Source organism: Parasphingomonas zepuensis (assembly GCF_036663735.1).
Classification (GTDB): domain Bacteria; phylum Pseudomonadota; class Alphaproteobacteria; order Sphingomonadales; family Sphingomonadaceae; genus Sphingomonas.
In genome coordinates this window covers 410,842-425,248 of the sequence record NZ_JAXOJO010000004.1, presented here as the reverse complement: position 1 = coordinate 425,248, position 14,407 = coordinate 410,842, and the positions used below count along the sequence as shown (strand labels likewise).

Sequence of the window (14,407 nt, the reverse complement as noted above, 5' to 3'; positions counted from 1 at the left end):
GGCCAGGAGCGCGTCAGATATCCGCGTAGACATGGGTTTCGGCGCTGGCTCCAGGGTGCGTGACCGCGCCCTTATAGGCCGGGCCGACATTGGCCGCATAGCGCCACAGCGCGCCGGATTGATAGTCATGCGCCCGCGGCACCCAGTTTGCGCGGCGTGCAGCGAGCACGTCCTCAGCCACGTCGAGGTCGATCGTGCCCGCTTCGGCGTCGATGCTAATGATGTCGCCATTCTCGATCAGCGCGATCGGGCCGCCATCGGCCGCCTCGGGGCCGACATGGCCGATGCAGAAACCCCGCGTCGCACCGGAGAAGCGACCATCCGTGATCAGCGCGACCTTCTCGCCCAGGCCGAGGCCGTAGAGCGCGGCGGTGGTCGACAGCATCTCGCGCATGCCGGGCCCGCCCTTGGGCCCCTCATAGCGGATAACGATGACTTCGCCCTCGTTGATCTCCCGCGCCTCGACGGCAGCAAACGTATCTTCCTCGCAATCGAACACGCGCGCCGGCCCGCTGAACTGCAGCCGGTGCATGCCGGCGACCTTCACGATCGCGCCATTGGGCGCGAGGCTGCCGCGCAGCCCGACGACCCCGCCGGTCGGCGAAATCGGCGTCCTGACGTCATAGATGACCTTCTGGTCGGGATTCCACGTCACCCGATCGATATTCTCGCCAAGCGTTTTGCCGGTGACGGTAAGGCAATCGCCAAAAAGCAGGCCATTCGCCAGCATCGTCTTCATCAGCATGTAGACGCCGCCGGCCTCGTACATGTCCTTGGCGACATACTTACCACCGGGCTTGAGATCAGCGATGTAAGGCGTTGATTTGAATATCTCCGCCACATCGAACAAATCAAAATCAATGCCCGCCTCATGTGCCATTGCCGGCAAGTGCAGCGCACCGTTGGTGGAGCCCCCGGTCGCTGCGACGATACGCGCCGCATTGATGAAGGCTTCGCGCGTGCAGATGTCGCGGGGGCGGATATTGGCGGCGAGCAATTCCATCACCTGCGCGCCGGCCGCGACCGCGATCTGCTCGCGCGTCGTGTAGGGCGCCGGGACCATGTTCGAATTGGGCAGCGACAGACCGATCGCCTCGCCGACGCACGCCATGGTGTTGGCGGTGTACTGGCCTCCGCATGCGCCGTGACCCGGGCAGGCAACCTTTTCCAGCTCGGTCAGGTCCGAGAGCGGGCAATTGCCGGCGGCGTGCTGGCCGACAGCCTCGAATACGTCCACCACGGTGACGTCACGATCGTGATAGCGGCCGGGCAGGATCGATCCGCCGTAAACGAAGATGCTCGGCACGTTGAGGCGGAGCATCGCCATCATCATGCCCGGCAGCGACTTGTCGCAACCGGCAAAGCCGACCAGCGCGTCATAGCAATGGCCGCGCACGCTGAGCTCGACCGAGTCGGCAATCACCTCGCGGCTGACCAGCGAGGCCTTCATGCCCTGATGGCCCATCGCGATGCCGTCCGTGACGGTGATGGTGTTGAATCGCCGCGGCATGCCCCCGCCCTGGATCACGCCGGCGCGGGCGGCATCGGCCTGGGCATCGAGCGTGGTGTTGCACGGCGCGCTGTCGTTGCCGGCGCTGGCGAGCGCCACGAACGGCTTGGCGATATCCTCTTCGGAAATGCCCATGGCATAATAATAGCTGCGGTGCGGCGCGCGCTCCGGGCCGACAGAGACGTGGCGGCTGGGGAGCTTCGATTTGTCGAATTGCTGAGTCATGGCGGCGCCTATGTCGCGAGAGAGGCCTTTTGCGCAAGACTATTGCTGATTTCGACCAGGATGAGCGTGAGAATGTCAGTCCGGTGCAGCCCCAGCGCGCGGCGACATATCGTCATGCGAGCGTAGATTCGAGGCACCACCAGCCGGGGCGAGCAGTGCGGATCGCCTGCGCCGCAGCGGCGCGGTCGGCCTCGCGATCGTACAGGGCGAAGCAGGTCGCGCCGGACCCAGACATGCGAACCAGCGTTGCCGGACGGCCTTCCCGAAGGAAAGCGAGCGCTTCGCCGATCACCGGCGCGATGGCGCGGGCCGGCGCTTCGAGATCGTTACGCCCGTTCAGGGCACGGTCGAGCAGCGGCCCCTGCCCGATCGCCCCCCGATCCGTGCGATCCCAGGCGGCGAAGACTGCCGCGGTCGATACCGCGACACCTGGATTGACGAGCAGTACCGGCGTGCCGGCCAGCCCGTCGAGCGGCTCGAGCCGTTCACCCCTGCCCCGCCCGACCGCGCTGCGGCCGAACAGACAGGCGGGCACGTCGGAGCCGAGCGCATCGGCGATGGCGAACAGGCGCGGATCATCCAGCGCGATGCCGTCCCGCCGCGCCAGCGCGCGCAGGACCGCAGCCGCATCCGCAGATCCGCCACCGATGCCGGATGCCACCGGCAACCGCTTCACGAGCGTGATGCTGCCGTCGGCCGGGATGGAGAAAGCGGCGGTATAGGCTGCGGCGGCGCGAGTGACGAGATTATCGCCTTCGCCGGCCAGTGCCCCGGCAAACGGGCCCTCGATGGCGAAAGCGGCTGCGCCGGGGGCGAGCCGGATCTCGTCGCCATCGCGCAGGAAGGCGAACAGCGTCTCGATCTCATGATAGCCGTCGTCTCGTCGCGAGCGGACGTGCAGCGCCAGATTGATCTTGGCCGGAGCCTGTTCGACGATCACGGTGTGCCGCGTAGCCCGTTGGCGATCTTGGCGGCAAGGCGCGTACCATCAGCCGTATCGGCGACGATCGCCGCGGCCCGCCAGGCATAGCGTGCCTCGTAGCGGCGACCGATCGACCAATAGACGTCGCCGAGATGCTCGGCGATCGTCGCATTGGCGGGCTGGCCGCGTGCGGCGAGTTCGAGCATCGGCATCGCCCGCTGCGCATCGCCGCGCCTGAAATAGGCCCAGGCAAGCGAATCGATGATCGATGCGTCTCCCGGCTGGAGGGCGTTGGCCTTTTCCAGCAACGCAATCGAGGTCGCGACATCCTCGCCATGTTCGAGCCGGGCATAGCCGAGATAATTGAGCGCGACCGGCTCCTCGGGGCCCAGCGCGACGGCGCGTTCGAGCGCCTTGCGCGCCTCTGGCCAGCGCCCCGCCTGGTCCAGCGCGCTGCCGAGCTGCAGATACAGCGTCCAGGGAGGATCACCGCCCGCACGCTTGATCGCCAGCCGATAAGCGCGTCCTGCCTCGTCGAACCGGCCCGCGGTTATCAGCAGGTCGCCGACGCGGGCGGCATCCGCGCTCGTGGCGTCCTGGCGATCGGACAACATCGTCGCCGCCGCCAGGGCGCCCGATGCCTCGCCGGCGCCGCTTAGCACCGCCACACGTGCCTGCAGCGCAGATTCATGGAAGGGGCTGGCGGGCTGGACGTCGCCGAGCACCGCCAGGGCGCGCTCGCTCGCGCCGCCGCGCGCCAGCGCCTGAGCAAGCCGGATTCGCGCACGATCATTGGCCGGATCGAGCCGCAGCGACGCCCGCAGCAGCGCGGTGACAATCGGCGACGGATCGCCATCGGAAAGATCGGCTGCAAGGCGCTCGAACAGGCGTGACACCCCGAAGGCGCTCGATGGCGGCACGCCTTCGCCGATCGTCCGACGCAGCGCGACTACGGTGGCGTCGTTTCCGGTCAGCAGGGCAACAGCGATATCGGCCCTGCCCTTCCCGGCGAGCAATTGTGCCGCGTTGAGCCGCAGATCGAGGCTGGCCCGGTCGGCACCGAGCAGCGCCTGGAGCGCGATCACGCCCTCAGCGATCCTGCCGGTGGCGATGAGCAGCAGCGCGCGGTTTTCCGCGGCGTAGCGGCGTGCGACGGGATCGGCCCTGGCCGCGCTGAGCTTCGCGACGGGATCGCCGCCAGCGTCGAGCGCGGACCAGGCCCCAAGCAGGTTCGCGACGAAATCGAACGGCCCGCCCCCGATACGCGCCAGGATTTTGGCGGCAGCCGCCGTGTCGCCGGCACGCAGCGCCCGCGCGTAGCTGAACAGCAATGCATCGGGCGGCGCGGCACGCGCGGCATCCAGCGTGACGATGGCCCGGTCGGCGAGCGCATCGTCGCCAGCCTCGAGCGCCTCGCGATAGGCGCGCCGGGCAATATCGAGATTGCCGGGCGCGCTCGTCAGCGCCGCGGCATAGCCGGCCGCGGCCTGTTCGACCCGGCCGTCCCCGTCCGCGGCACGCGCCCGCGCATAGGCAGCGAGATCGTCCGAACCACGATCCGCCCAGGCCGGCGTCGCGCTGCCAAGCGCCAGTGCGATTAGCAGGAGGCGATCACATGTTCGGATAGTTCGGCCCCCCGCCACCCTCGGGCACGACCCAGTTGATGTTCTGGGTGGGATCCTTGATGTCGCACGTCTTGCAGTGGACGCAATTCTGCGCGTTGATCACGAACTTCGGATCGCCGGTATCCTCGCCGACGATCTCGTACACGCCGGCCGGGCAGTAACGCTGCGCCGGCTCGTCATACATCGGCAGATCATAGGCGACCGGGATGGTAGCGTCCTTGAGCGTCAGATGGACCGGCTGGTCCTCCTCGTGATTGGTGTTCGACAGGAACACCGACGAAAGCCGGTCGAAGGTCAGCACGCCGTCGGGCTTGGGATAATCGATCTTCTGGACCTGATCCTTGCGCCACAGGCTCTCGTTATCGGGATGATGTTTGAGCGTGAACGGCAGCTTCACGCCGAAATGCTCGAGCCACATGGTGATCCCGGCAAGGCCGGAGCCGATGAAATCGCCGAAGGTCTTCACCAGCGGCACGACGTTGCGGACGACGGACAGTTCCTTGCGCACCCAGCTCCGCTCGAACGCCTCCGGATAGGCGGTCAACTCGTCGCTCGCGCGGCCCGCCTGGATCGCGTCGAATGCTGCGTCGGCCGCCATCATGCCGCTCTTCACGGCGGTATGGCTGCCCTTGATCCGGGGCACGTTGAGGAAGCCGGCCGAATCCCCAATCAGCGCGCCACCAGGGAACACCAGCTTCGGGACCGATTGCAGCCCGCCGTCGCTGATCGCGCGGGCACCGTAGGAGACACGCTTGCCGCCTTCCAGCATGGCGGCGATCGCTGGATGAGTCTTCCAGCGCTGCATTTCCTGGAAGGGCGAAAGATAGGGGTTGGTGTAGTTGAGCCAGGTGACGAAACCGATCGCGACCTGCCCGTTCGCCTGGTGATAGAAGAAACCGCCGCCGCTCGCCCCTTCGGTCAACGGCCAGCCCTGGGTGTGAATGACCTGGCCCGGCACATGATGCTCGGGCTTGATGTCCCACAATTCCTTGACGCCGAGGCCGTAGACCTGCGGTTGCGCGTCTTTCGCCAGATCGAAGGTGCGGATCAGTTCCTTGGTCAGGTGCCCGCGCACGCCTTCGCCCAGGAAGGTGTATTTCGCGTGGAGCTCGAGCCCCGGCGTGTAATCGGGCTTGTGCGTGCCGTCGCGCGCCACGCCCATGTCGCCGGTGGCGACGCCCTTGACCGATCCATCCTCGTTGAACAGCACTTCCGCCGCAGCAAAGCCCGGGAATATCTCGACGCCAAGCTCTTCGGCCTGGCCAGCGAGCCAGCGGCAGAGATTGCCGAGCGAGCCGGTGTAGGTGCCCTTGTTGTGCATGAAGGGCGGCGTGAGGAAATGCGGCAGGCCGAACTTCTTCTTTTTCGTCAGGATCCAGTGCTGGTTGTCCGTGACGGGCACTTCGGCCAGCGGGCAGCCCTTGTCGCGCCAGTCCGGGATCAGTTCGTCGAGCCCCTTGGGATCGACCACGGCACCGGACAGGATATGCGCCCCGACCTCCGAGCCCTTTTCGAGCACGCAGACCGAGATTTCGCTGCCTTTTTCGGCCGCCATTTGCTTCAGCCGGATCGCCGCCGACAGGCCTGCGGGGCCCGCGCCGACGATCACGACGTCATAGGGCATGGACTCGCGTTCGCTCATGATCGTCTCCAATAGGGGCGAAGTGGGCGCTCTCGTCGCGCCACAGCAACGTCCTGTCCAATCAGCGGTGCCAGCGAATTGACCGCGCCGTCAACACACGACTCTATAGGAACATCATGGGGGCAGACCAGCATATCGATTGGCGGACGGCGGCGGCAAGCGCGCTTGAGTGGTGGCGCGAGGCCGGCGTGGATGCGTCGATCGACGAGGCCCCGCGGGACTGGCTGGCCGCTGTAGAACCGCCAAAACCGCCCGCGCGCGGGCAAGCCGTAGCGGCAGCGGCGCCTGTCGTCGCCCCGCTGCCGGCGACGCTTTCCGCGTTCGAAGCGTGGCGCACCGGGCCCGAGGCCCCCGAAGCGGGCTGGCCGGGGCGCCCGATCACGGCGCAAGGGCCTGCCTCTTCCGACATCATGATTTTGATCGACCTGCCCGAGCGCGAGGATGCCGATAGCGGCATCCTGATGAGCGGCCCGGCCGGACGGCTGTTCGACCGGATGCTGGCGGCGATCGGGCGGGATCGGGATTCGGTCTATCTCGTGCCGGTCTGCGCCTCGCGCCCGGTGGCAGGGCGGATCGCGCCCGAGATCGAGGACAGGCTGAACGAGGTTACGCGCCATCATGTGATGCTCGCCGAACCCCGGCGCGTGCTCCTGCTTGGCAACGCGCCGACCCGGGCGCTGCTCGGCGCCGATGCGACACGCGCCCGCGGCCGTTTACACACTGTTAGCCTGGGTCGAGGACAAGTAACTGGAATCGGCCCGGATATCGAGGTACAGGCGGTAGCAAGCTTCCATCCGCGCTTCCTGATCGAACGGCCGGCGCAAAAGGCGGAAGCCTGGAAAGATTTGCAGATGTTGATCGGGGATCCGGTGACGTGACCACGAAATTCATTCTCGCCTGCAGCCTGGCGCTAATTCCGCTCGGCGCTGCGCACGCCGCCGATGCGCAGCGTGTCGGCCCGACATCTGCCGGACGCATCGTTCCAGACCAGCTCGATGCCGAGCAGCGCGCTGGCTATCGTGCGGTGTTCCGGAGCATCCGCGACCAGAAATGGCTCGATGCGCAGATCCAGCTCGATTCGATGAAGCCGGGCCCGCTCCACGCGATCGCGCGCGCCGAACTGCTGACGGCCAAGGGCTCGCCCAAGGCTGAGCTCGATCCGCTGATGAAGCTGCTCAGCGAAGCGCCGGAGCTGCCCCAGGCACAGCAGATCGCCACCATGGCCAGCTCGCGCGGCGCGGTCGGCCTGCCACCGCTGCCAGAGGCGCGCCGGCTCACCTGGATCGACGGTGCCCCGGCACGGCTGCGCGCCAAGAGCATTCGCAGCGACATGTCGGCGGCGGAACTTGCGATCAAGATGCAGCCCTTCGTCAAGGCGGATGACGGGCCGAGCGCCCAGGCATTGCTCGATTCGACCTACGGCTTGTCACCCGAAGCGCTGACCGAATGGACGCAGAAGGTAGCCTGGATCTATTTCCTCTCGGGCGACGACGACAATGCCCGGACCATGGCGGCCAAGGCCGCGCGCGGTTCGGGCGACTGGGCGGTCCAGGCAAGCTGGGTCGGCGCGCTTGCCGCGTGGCGCCAGCGCGACTGCGCCGCTGCCGGCCGCGATTTCCAGTCGGTCGCCGCCCGGGCGAGCGACGTCGATATGCGGTCGGCCGGGCTATACTGGGCATCGCGTGCGGACATGCAGTGCGGCCGTCCCGATCTGGTCGAGGCCCGGCTGAAGAACGCCGCGCAGTATCGCGAGACCTTCTACGGCCTGCTCGCGCGGCAAACCCTCGGCATCCGCGATCCGGCCACCCATCCGACCGAGAAGGTTCTCGCGAGCGACTGGCAGGCGCTGGCCCGCCGCCCCAATATCCGCGTGGCCGCGGCGTTGGTCGAGATCGGCGAGAACGGCCTTGCTGACGAGGTGATCCGCCAGCAGGCTCGGATCGGCGACACGGCGGACTTCTCCTCGCTCGTCCGGCTCGCAGGCGCGCTCAACCTGCCCAGCACCTTGGTCTGGCTGTCGCATAACGGGCCGGTCGGTGCGACGCCGCCAGTCGAGGCGCGCTTCCCCTCGCCGAACTGGACGCCGGATGGCGGATGGCGCGTGGACAAGGCCCTGGTCTTCGCCCACACCCTGCAGGAATCGCGCTTCCGTACCGACGTCGTCAGTTCAGCGGGCGCTTACGGCCTGATGCAGGTCCGTCCCGGTGCCGCGACCGACATCGCGCGCAAGCAGGGCCGGATCTTCGATCGTAGCGCCCTGTCCAATCCCGGCACCAATATGGAGGTCGGGCAAAGCTATCTCGAGCAGCTGCGCGATCAGCCGAGCACCGGCGGGCTGCTGCCCAAGGTGATCGCCGCTTATAATGCCGGCCCGGTTCCGGTGCAGGCGTGGAACCTGCAGGCGCGCGACGGCGGCGATCCGCTGCTCTACATCGAATCGATCCCCTTCTGGGAGACGCGCGGCTATGTCACCACGGTCCTGCGTAACTATTGGGTATATGAGGCGCAGAACGGCCGGGCGGGTTCGCCCAGCCGATCCGCTTTGTCGCAGGGCATGTGGCCCCGCTTCCCCGGCATGCCGGGCGCGAGCGCAGTGCGGCTCAGCTCAAGCGCGCTCAATCCCAATGCGCTGAGCTCGGTATCGATCCCGACATCGGTCGCCAGTGCCAATTGACGACAATGCCGCGTTCCTGCCGGTCAGGATCGCGGTGCTCACGGTTTCCGACACCCGCACGCTGGCCGACGACCGGTCCGGCGACACGCTGGTCGACCGCCTGAGCGCGGCAGGCCATATCCTGGCCGACCGCGCGCTTGTCGCCGACGACGTTCCGACGATCGTCAGCCGCCTGCGCGCCTGGATCCAAGATCCGCTGGTGGATTGCATCATCACCACCGGGGGCACTGGGGTGACCGGCCGCGACGTTACGCCCGAGGCTATCGAGCAGGTGCAGGACAAGCCGATCCCGGGTTTCGGCGAGCTGTTCCGCTGGCTCAGCTATCGGACGATCGGCACGTCGACGATCCAGTCGCGCGCCTGCGCCTGCGTGACGCAGGGGACCTACATCTTCGCCCTTCCCGGATCGACCGGCGCGGTGAAGGATGGCTGGGACGGCATATTGAAGGACCAGCTCGACAGCCGGCACCGGCCCTGCAACTTCGTCGAGCTGATGCCGCGGCTGATGGAACGTTAAGGCCTCAGGGTAACTGCCAGCGCCAACAGCCTATGTCGTGGGGCCGGTGGACTTGCCACCTTCCGCCGCCACACGCTTCTCGTCCAGGAACTTGCCGAGTGCCGCGTCCATCGAGCTATACCACTCGATATAGTCCTTGAAATTCTCATAGGTCATGCCGCCGAGCGCGGAGACGTACAGATATTCGGACACGTCCCCGTCCTTGTCGATCGCGATCTTGAGGAAGCGCTTCTGCAAGTTCCACTCGTTGGCCATGTCAGTCGAGAAATAAGGTTCCTTCTTGTACCAGCTGTAGAATTCGAAGGAGTTGCATCCCTTATCGTTGGTGCACCCGTAGAATATCACCTGGAATACACCGCCATTGGCGCCGCTCTCGATATAACCTTCGCCCTGCTTATCCTTCTTGATCTCCGCCTTGTACCCGGCTTCCCGCAGGAGCGCTGCGACGCCGGCAACGCTCGTGACGTCGACGACTCTGTCGGCGGCCGTGCCGGCACTCGCCATCGAAACAGCCGCGACGGCGGCCAATGCCCGGATCCACATGGTAACTCTCCCCGTTTCAGGATGTTCAACCTAGGCCGCGCCTAGCGTCTGCCACAATGACTACTCGTTAACGTAAGCGGCTGTTAAATGTCCGCGGTTATCGTGCCCTTTCCATCAAGGGGCATTTTTCGATGACCGCGCCGATCTCCGCTCTCACTGCCACGCTGAAAGCCAAGGCGACGATAGACGCCCAGGACACGCTCACCATGCGCCGTATCGCCTGGCCCGACGGCAGGATCGATGCGGCGGAGGCCGATGCGATCTTCGATCTCAACACCAATGTGAGAAACACATCGCGCGAGTGGGTCGATTTCTTCGTCGAAGCGATCAGCACCTATGTCGTCCGCCAACAGGCTCCGCTTGGTTATGTCGACGATGCCAAGGCCGCCTGGCTGATGAGCAGGATCGATCTTGACGGCCGGGTAGATTCGCTCGGCGAGCTGGAAGTGTTGGTGAAGATTCTCGAGGACGCGACCAATGTGCCGGACTCGCTCAAGAGTTACGCGCTGCGTCAGATCGAGACGATCGTCCTGTCCGGCACCGGCCCGACCCGCGACGGCGGCTCGCTCGACGCGGGCTCGATCAACGCCACGGAAGTAAAGCTGCTGCGCCGACTGCTGTTCGCCCAGGCAAGTGATGGCCCGGCCGCAATCAGCCGCGCCGAGGCCGACATGCTGTTCCGCGTCAAGGACGCCACCCTTTCCAATACCAACGCGCCCGAATGGCAGACCCTGTTCGTGCAGGCTGTCGGCAATCATCTGATGGCCCATAACGACTATCGCCCCCTCGCCCGCGAACAGGCCGCCAGGCTGGACGCCTTCATGAACGATACGCAAATCGGAGTCGGCGGCTTTTTCGGTCGGATGGGCCGGGCAGGCCTCTCCGAGGGGTTCCGCAACCTGTTCGGCGCGACGACGGCCCCGGAAGATCATGACGCTGCCGTCGCCCTGGATCGGGCCATCGCCCCCGATGAACTGGCATGGCTCAAGGAAAAGATCGACGCCGACGCCACACTCGATCCGCTGGAAAAGGCGCTGCTGGCGTTCATCGCGGAAGAGAGCGGCACCAGCATCGCGCTGTGACGTCCTCCCGCATCTAGGCTTGGGCGTCCGACTTCATCGCGGCGAGTTCATGGCCGGCCGGATCGCGAAAGTGGAAGCGCCGCCCGCCCGGGAAGCCAAAGATCGGCAGCGTGATCTCGCCGCCGGCGTCGCGCACAGCCTGTTCGGCGGCTTCGAGATCGTCAACCTCGATCACCGGCAACAACTGCGCCGTTGACTGCTCCGCATCGCCATTGAGGCCCAGATCGGTGTCGCCGGTCATCGTCGAGGCATAGTCCGGCCCGAAATCGGTAAAGGTCCAGCCAAAGGCCGCTGCATAGAATGCCTTGGCGACCGGGACATCGCGCACCGGCAGTTCGAGATAGTTGAAGCGGGCCATAGGAAGACTCCACGATCATTGATGTTCTTGCTATGTTCTCTTCGTTCCGCTACATCGAGTCAATGATAAAATCCGGGACAAAATCCCGCCCCGTCCGCGGCGCGACGCTGAACCAGGAGAGCGCGAGGTTCAATCTTCCGGAGCGTGCGGCCGATGGCGACTGGCTGGACGATCGCGATGTGGTCGACGAAGGGCCCCCGCCATTGCGCACTACCGTCACGGTTGAGCGGCCCCGCACGATCATCACGCGAAACACGTCGCCCGATATCGGCTTCGATCGATCGATCAATCCCTATCGCGGGTGCGAGCATGGCTGCATCTATTGCTTCGCGCGGCCGACCCATGCTTTCCACGATCTGTCGCCGGGTCTGGATTTCGAAAGCCGGCTGTTCGCCAAGCCCGATGCAGCGGCGCTGCTCCGCACCGAGCTGGCGAAACGCGGCTATGTCGTGCGGCCGATCGCGTTCGGCACCAACACCGATCCCTACCAACCGATCGAAGCGGACTGGCGGATCACCCGGCAATGTATCGAAGTGCTGGCCGAAACCGGCCATCCGCTGACCATCACGACCAAGTCCGATCGGGTGACGCGTGACATCGATCTGCTCGCGCCGATGGCGGCTAAGGGGCTTGCGGCGGTCGCTGTTTCGATAACGTCGCTGGAACCGCGCATCGCCATGACAGTGGAGCCCCGCGCGCCTGCACCAGAACGCCGACTTGCTGCGGTGCGCAAGCTCGTCGCGGCGGGTATCCCGACCTATGTCTCGATCGCGCCAGTCATTCCGGCCATCACCGATCACGAGCTCGAGCATCTGGTCGAGCGGGCGGCCGAGGCCGGCGCGCACGGCGTGACCTTCCTGCCCGTGCGCCTGCCCTATGAAGTCGCGCCCTTGTTCAGGGCCTGGCTCGACGCGCATTTCCCCGATCGTGCGGGCAAAGTGATGGCGACGATCCAGTCGATCCGCGGCGGGCGCGACAATGACCCGCAGTTCCACAGTCGCATGCGTGGCAGCGGGCCCTGGGCGGAATTGCTCAGGACCCGCTTCAAGATCGCCTGCCGCAAGCACAACCTGATCCGGGAGTGGAAACCACTGCGCACCGACCTTTTCCGGCCGCCGCCGGGCCGCCAGGGCGACCTGTTCGGCTGACGCGGTCGCTCAGGGAGTCCATTGGTCCGGACCCGCTCCTACCAGCGGATGGGCTCGATCTCTGGCTGGAGCAGGCGGGCGAGACGCTCGTGGTCCTTGAGGGAGGGGTGCGAGTCGCAACCGAGACGGTCGAGACCGCCGTAATGAACGGTGGAGACCCGAGGGGCCGTACGGTTCAGCGCGGCCTCGACTTGCGCGACGTCAGCGAAGAACCCGTCCGACGCCATCAGGATCAGTCGCGCCTGGGGCTGCTGCGCCATCAGGCCGCGCGCGAAGGCGATATAGCGCGTCCGGTAATCGGCGTGGAGCGCCGCCTGATCGGGCCAGTGCTCGCCAGCGTGAAGCGGCGTGGAAAAATCGTTCGTGCCGAGATTGATGACGATGATCCGCGGGCGCCATTTGCCTCGCGCCACCTCCACCGGCACCGGGTCGCTGGGAATCAGGCGGGGATACAGACCCGGCATGCTCTCGCCGGGACGCGTGCCGCCATAGTTGCGGACGATCCCGAAGCCCGAATAGGCGTTGATGCGATATTCGGCGCCAAAGTGCCGCGCGACGACCGGGCCGAAGGCCCGTTGCGTATCGGTGGTGGCATGGATTTCGGCCTGAGTGCAGGTGCGGCCGGGCGCACTGTTGCCATAGCCCACCGTGTAGGAATCGCCGATGAACTCGATCTGCCGGCCGGTCACGCGACCGGGCGGCAGCGGCTGGCCGCCGGTCAGTGGGTAGAAACCAAGCAAAATGCTGCTGCCGGCCTGTGTTTCCGTCAGTTTTTCGAGCCTGAAGCGATGTTCGCCATTCGCCAGGCCAGTGATCACGGCATCGATCCGACCGGCGCGCTCGAATCGCCGCTCCTCCACGCCGTCGATCAGCAGGCGCAGGCGATCCGACCCATTCAGAAGGGCGACCTTCAGGCCGGTGCCCCTGAAGCGCCCCTCGAAGTACACGCCCGGCCAGCCGAACCGCATCGATCCGTCGCTCCGGGCCTCGACTCGCCCGCCCACATAGACCGGAATCCGCGCCGGTCGATCCGCGGATGCACTGGCCGGCGTCGTCGCCAGCAAGGCGACGGCCAGCAGAGCCCGGACCGTCACACCTTGCCGACGCGGCACTTCATCAACGGCTGGATGCGGGTGCCGAACTTCTCGACGCCCTCGATGAAGTCGTCGAAGGTCAGCAGCACGCCGCCGGTGTTGGGCACCTCGGCCATCTCGTCGAGCATGCGTGCGACGCTCTCATAGCTGCCGACCAACGTGCCCATATTGATATTCACCGCGCCTTCGGGCGCGGCGAGCTGGCGGACATTGGTGGTGGCGTTGTGCTTGTCCGCCGCGCCCTGATCGGCGAGCCAGGCGATCGCCTCAAGATCGACGCCGTCATTATAGGATTTCCATTTGGCCATCGCCTCCTCGTCGGTCTCGGCGGCGATGATCATGATGAGGACGAAGACCGACACGTCCCTGCCCGTCTTTGCGGTCGCGGCGGCGAGGCGATCATTGTTGGAAGAGAAGGCCTTGGGCGTGTTGACGCCCTTGCCGAGGCAAAAGGCATAGTCCGCCCATTTGGCCGAGAAGGCGAGCCCCTCGTCCGACGAGCCGGCGCAGATGATCTTCATGTCGCCGGTCGGCGTCGGTCGCACGCGGCAATCGTCCATCTGGTAATAATCGCCCTTGAAGTCCGATACGCCGGTCCCCCAGAGCTCGCGCAGGATGCCAGCATATTCGTCCAACATTTGGTAACGATTGCGGAAATGCTCGTCGCCGGGCCACAGGCCCATCTGGCTATATTCGGGCCGTTGCCAGCCGGTGATCAGGTTCAGCCCGAACCGCCCATGGCTGATCGAATCGATCGTGTTGCACATGCGTGCGGCGAAGGCGGGCGGGATGACGAGCGTCGGGCAGGTCGCGTAGATCTTGATCTTGCTCGTCACCGCAGCGAGGCCGGCCATCAGCGTGAAGCTCTCAAGCCCGTATTCCCAAAACTCGGTCTTTCCGCCGAAGCCGCGCAGCTTGATCATCGAGAGCAGGAAATCGAGGCCGTATTTTTCGGCGCTCAGCGCGATCTCCTTGTTGAGATCGAAGCTCGGCTTGTACTGCGGGGCATTCTCCGAGATCAGCCAGCCATTATTGTTGATGGGCACGAAAACGCCGACTTGCATGTG

The 14,407-nt window shown here is 65.8% G+C and carries 13 protein-coding genes; 5 read left to right on the top strand and 8 right to left on the bottom strand.

The annotated features are described in order from the left end of the window. Nucleotides 1-13: 13 nt before the first annotated feature. The 4 genes from ilvD to U1769_RS17125 form a co-directional block, all read right to left on the bottom strand. Nucleotides 14-1,735: a dihydroxy-acid dehydratase gene (ilvD, locus tag U1769_RS17140; protein WP_332718390.1), complete on the bottom strand. Its 1,722-nt coding sequence runs from the start codon at nucleotides 1,733-1,735 to the stop codon at nucleotides 14-16. Nucleotides 1,736-1,847: 112 nt separating this feature from the next. Continuing rightward, entirely contained in the window at nucleotides 1,848-2,675 is an 828-nt protein-coding gene (locus U1769_RS17135; protein WP_332718387.1) for a 4-(cytidine 5'-diphospho)-2-C-methyl-D-erythritol kinase, read from the bottom strand. Beyond that, on the bottom strand, nucleotides 2,672-4,300 hold the full coding sequence (locus tag U1769_RS17130) for a tetratricopeptide repeat protein (RefSeq protein ID WP_332718385.1): 1,629 nt from the start codon (nucleotides 4,298-4,300) through the stop codon (nucleotides 2,672-2,674). Before U1769_RS17130 ends, U1769_RS17135 begins: the two co-directional genes overlap by 4 nt. Beyond that, nucleotides 4,269-5,924: an electron transfer flavoprotein-ubiquinone oxidoreductase gene (locus U1769_RS17125; protein WP_332718383.1), complete on the bottom strand. Its 1,656-nt coding sequence runs from the start codon at nucleotides 5,922-5,924 to the stop codon at nucleotides 4,269-4,271. The genes U1769_RS17130 and U1769_RS17125 overlap by 32 nt, the downstream gene beginning before the upstream one ends. Nucleotides 5,925-6,040: 116 nt before the next feature. Here U1769_RS17125 and U1769_RS17120 point away from each other — a divergent pair, with 116 nt between their 5' ends. From U1769_RS17120 to moaB, 3 genes are read left to right on the top strand one after another with little or no spacing between them, the layout of a single operon-like run. Then, nucleotides 6,041-6,802, top strand: a complete 762-nt coding sequence (locus U1769_RS17120; protein ID WP_332718380.1) for a uracil-DNA glycosylase — start codon at nucleotides 6,041-6,043, stop codon at nucleotides 6,800-6,802. Continuing rightward, nucleotides 6,799-8,598: a lytic transglycosylase domain-containing protein gene (locus U1769_RS17115; protein ID WP_332718378.1), complete on the top strand. Its 1,800-nt coding sequence runs from the start codon at nucleotides 6,799-6,801 to the stop codon at nucleotides 8,596-8,598. Before U1769_RS17120 ends, U1769_RS17115 begins: the two co-directional genes overlap by 4 nt. Beyond that, on the top strand, nucleotides 8,588-9,115 hold the full coding sequence (gene moaB / locus U1769_RS17110) for a molybdenum cofactor biosynthesis protein B (protein WP_332718376.1): 528 nt from the start codon (nucleotides 8,588-8,590) through the stop codon (nucleotides 9,113-9,115). Before U1769_RS17115 ends, moaB begins: the two co-directional genes overlap by 11 nt. A 30-nt stretch (nucleotides 9,116-9,145) precedes the next feature. Here the strand turns inward: moaB and U1769_RS17105 are convergent, their stop codons facing one another. Next, on the bottom strand, nucleotides 9,146-9,658 hold the full coding sequence (locus U1769_RS17105; RefSeq protein WP_332718374.1) for a YbjN domain-containing protein: 513 nt from the start codon (nucleotides 9,656-9,658) through the stop codon (nucleotides 9,146-9,148). A 131-nt stretch (nucleotides 9,659-9,789) separates the two neighbouring features. On the opposite strand from U1769_RS17105, the gene U1769_RS17100 reads away from it, so the two are divergent. Beyond that, nucleotides 9,790-10,740 (top strand): hypothetical protein, encoded by a 951-nt coding sequence (locus tag U1769_RS17100; RefSeq protein ID WP_332718372.1) that lies wholly within the window; start codon nucleotides 9,790-9,792, stop codon nucleotides 10,738-10,740. A gap of 13 nt (nucleotides 10,741-10,753) precedes the next feature. Here U1769_RS17100 and U1769_RS17095 read toward each other — a convergent pair whose 3' ends face one another. Then, nucleotides 10,754-11,098, bottom strand: a complete 345-nt coding sequence (locus U1769_RS17095; protein ID WP_332718369.1) for a VOC family protein — start codon at nucleotides 11,096-11,098, stop codon at nucleotides 10,754-10,756. A 62-nt stretch (nucleotides 11,099-11,160) separates the two neighbouring features. Here U1769_RS17095 and U1769_RS17090 point away from each other — a divergent pair, with 62 nt between their 5' ends. Beyond that, on the top strand, nucleotides 11,161-12,246 hold the full coding sequence (locus tag U1769_RS17090) for a PA0069 family radical SAM protein (protein ID WP_332718367.1): 1,086 nt from the start codon (nucleotides 11,161-11,163) through the stop codon (nucleotides 12,244-12,246). A gap of 38 nt (nucleotides 12,247-12,284) precedes the next feature. On the opposite strand, the gene U1769_RS17085 is transcribed toward U1769_RS17090, so the two are convergent. Together U1769_RS17085 and rutA are read right to left on the bottom strand one after the other, a co-directional pair. Further along, a complete protein-coding gene (locus tag U1769_RS17085; RefSeq protein ID WP_332718365.1) occupies nucleotides 12,285-13,340 on the bottom strand; it encodes an SGNH/GDSL hydrolase family protein in 1,056 nt (351 codons plus the stop codon). Further along, nucleotides 13,337-14,404 carry a pyrimidine utilization protein A gene (gene rutA, locus U1769_RS17080; protein ID WP_332718363.1) on the bottom strand — a complete coding sequence of 356 codons (1,068 nt, stop codon included), beginning with the start codon at nucleotides 14,402-14,404 and terminating at the stop codon, nucleotides 13,337-13,339. The genes U1769_RS17085 and rutA overlap by 4 nt, the downstream gene beginning before the upstream one ends. Between the last annotated feature and the right edge of the window lie 3 nt (nucleotides 14,405-14,407).

Coding starts and splice junctions, on each gene's coding strand:
- ilvD (WP_332718390.1), bottom strand. CDS start 1,735: ATGACTCAGCAATTCGACAAATCGAAGCTCCCCAGCCGCCACGTCTCT.
- U1769_RS17125 (WP_332718383.1), bottom strand. CDS start 5,924: ATGAGCGAACGCGAGTCCATGCCCTATGACGTCGTGATCGTCGGCGCG.
- U1769_RS17120 (WP_332718380.1), top strand. CDS start 6,041: ATGGGGGCAGACCAGCATATCGATTGGCGGACGGCGGCGGCAAGCGCG.
- U1769_RS17105 (WP_332718374.1), bottom strand. CDS start 9,658: ATGTGGATCCGGGCATTGGCCGCCGTCGCGGCTGTTTCGATGGCGAGT.
- U1769_RS17100 (WP_332718372.1), top strand. CDS start 9,790: ATGACCGCGCCGATCTCCGCTCTCACTGCCACGCTGAAAGCCAAGGCG.
- U1769_RS17095 (WP_332718369.1), bottom strand. CDS start 11,098: ATGGCCCGCTTCAACTATCTCGAACTGCCGGTGCGCGATGTCCCGGTC.
- U1769_RS17090 (WP_332718367.1), top strand. CDS start 11,161: ATGATAAAATCCGGGACAAAATCCCGCCCCGTCCGCGGCGCGACGCTG.
- rutA (WP_332718363.1), bottom strand. CDS start 14,404: ATGCAAGTCGGCGTTTTCGTGCCCATCAACAATAATGGCTGGCTGATC.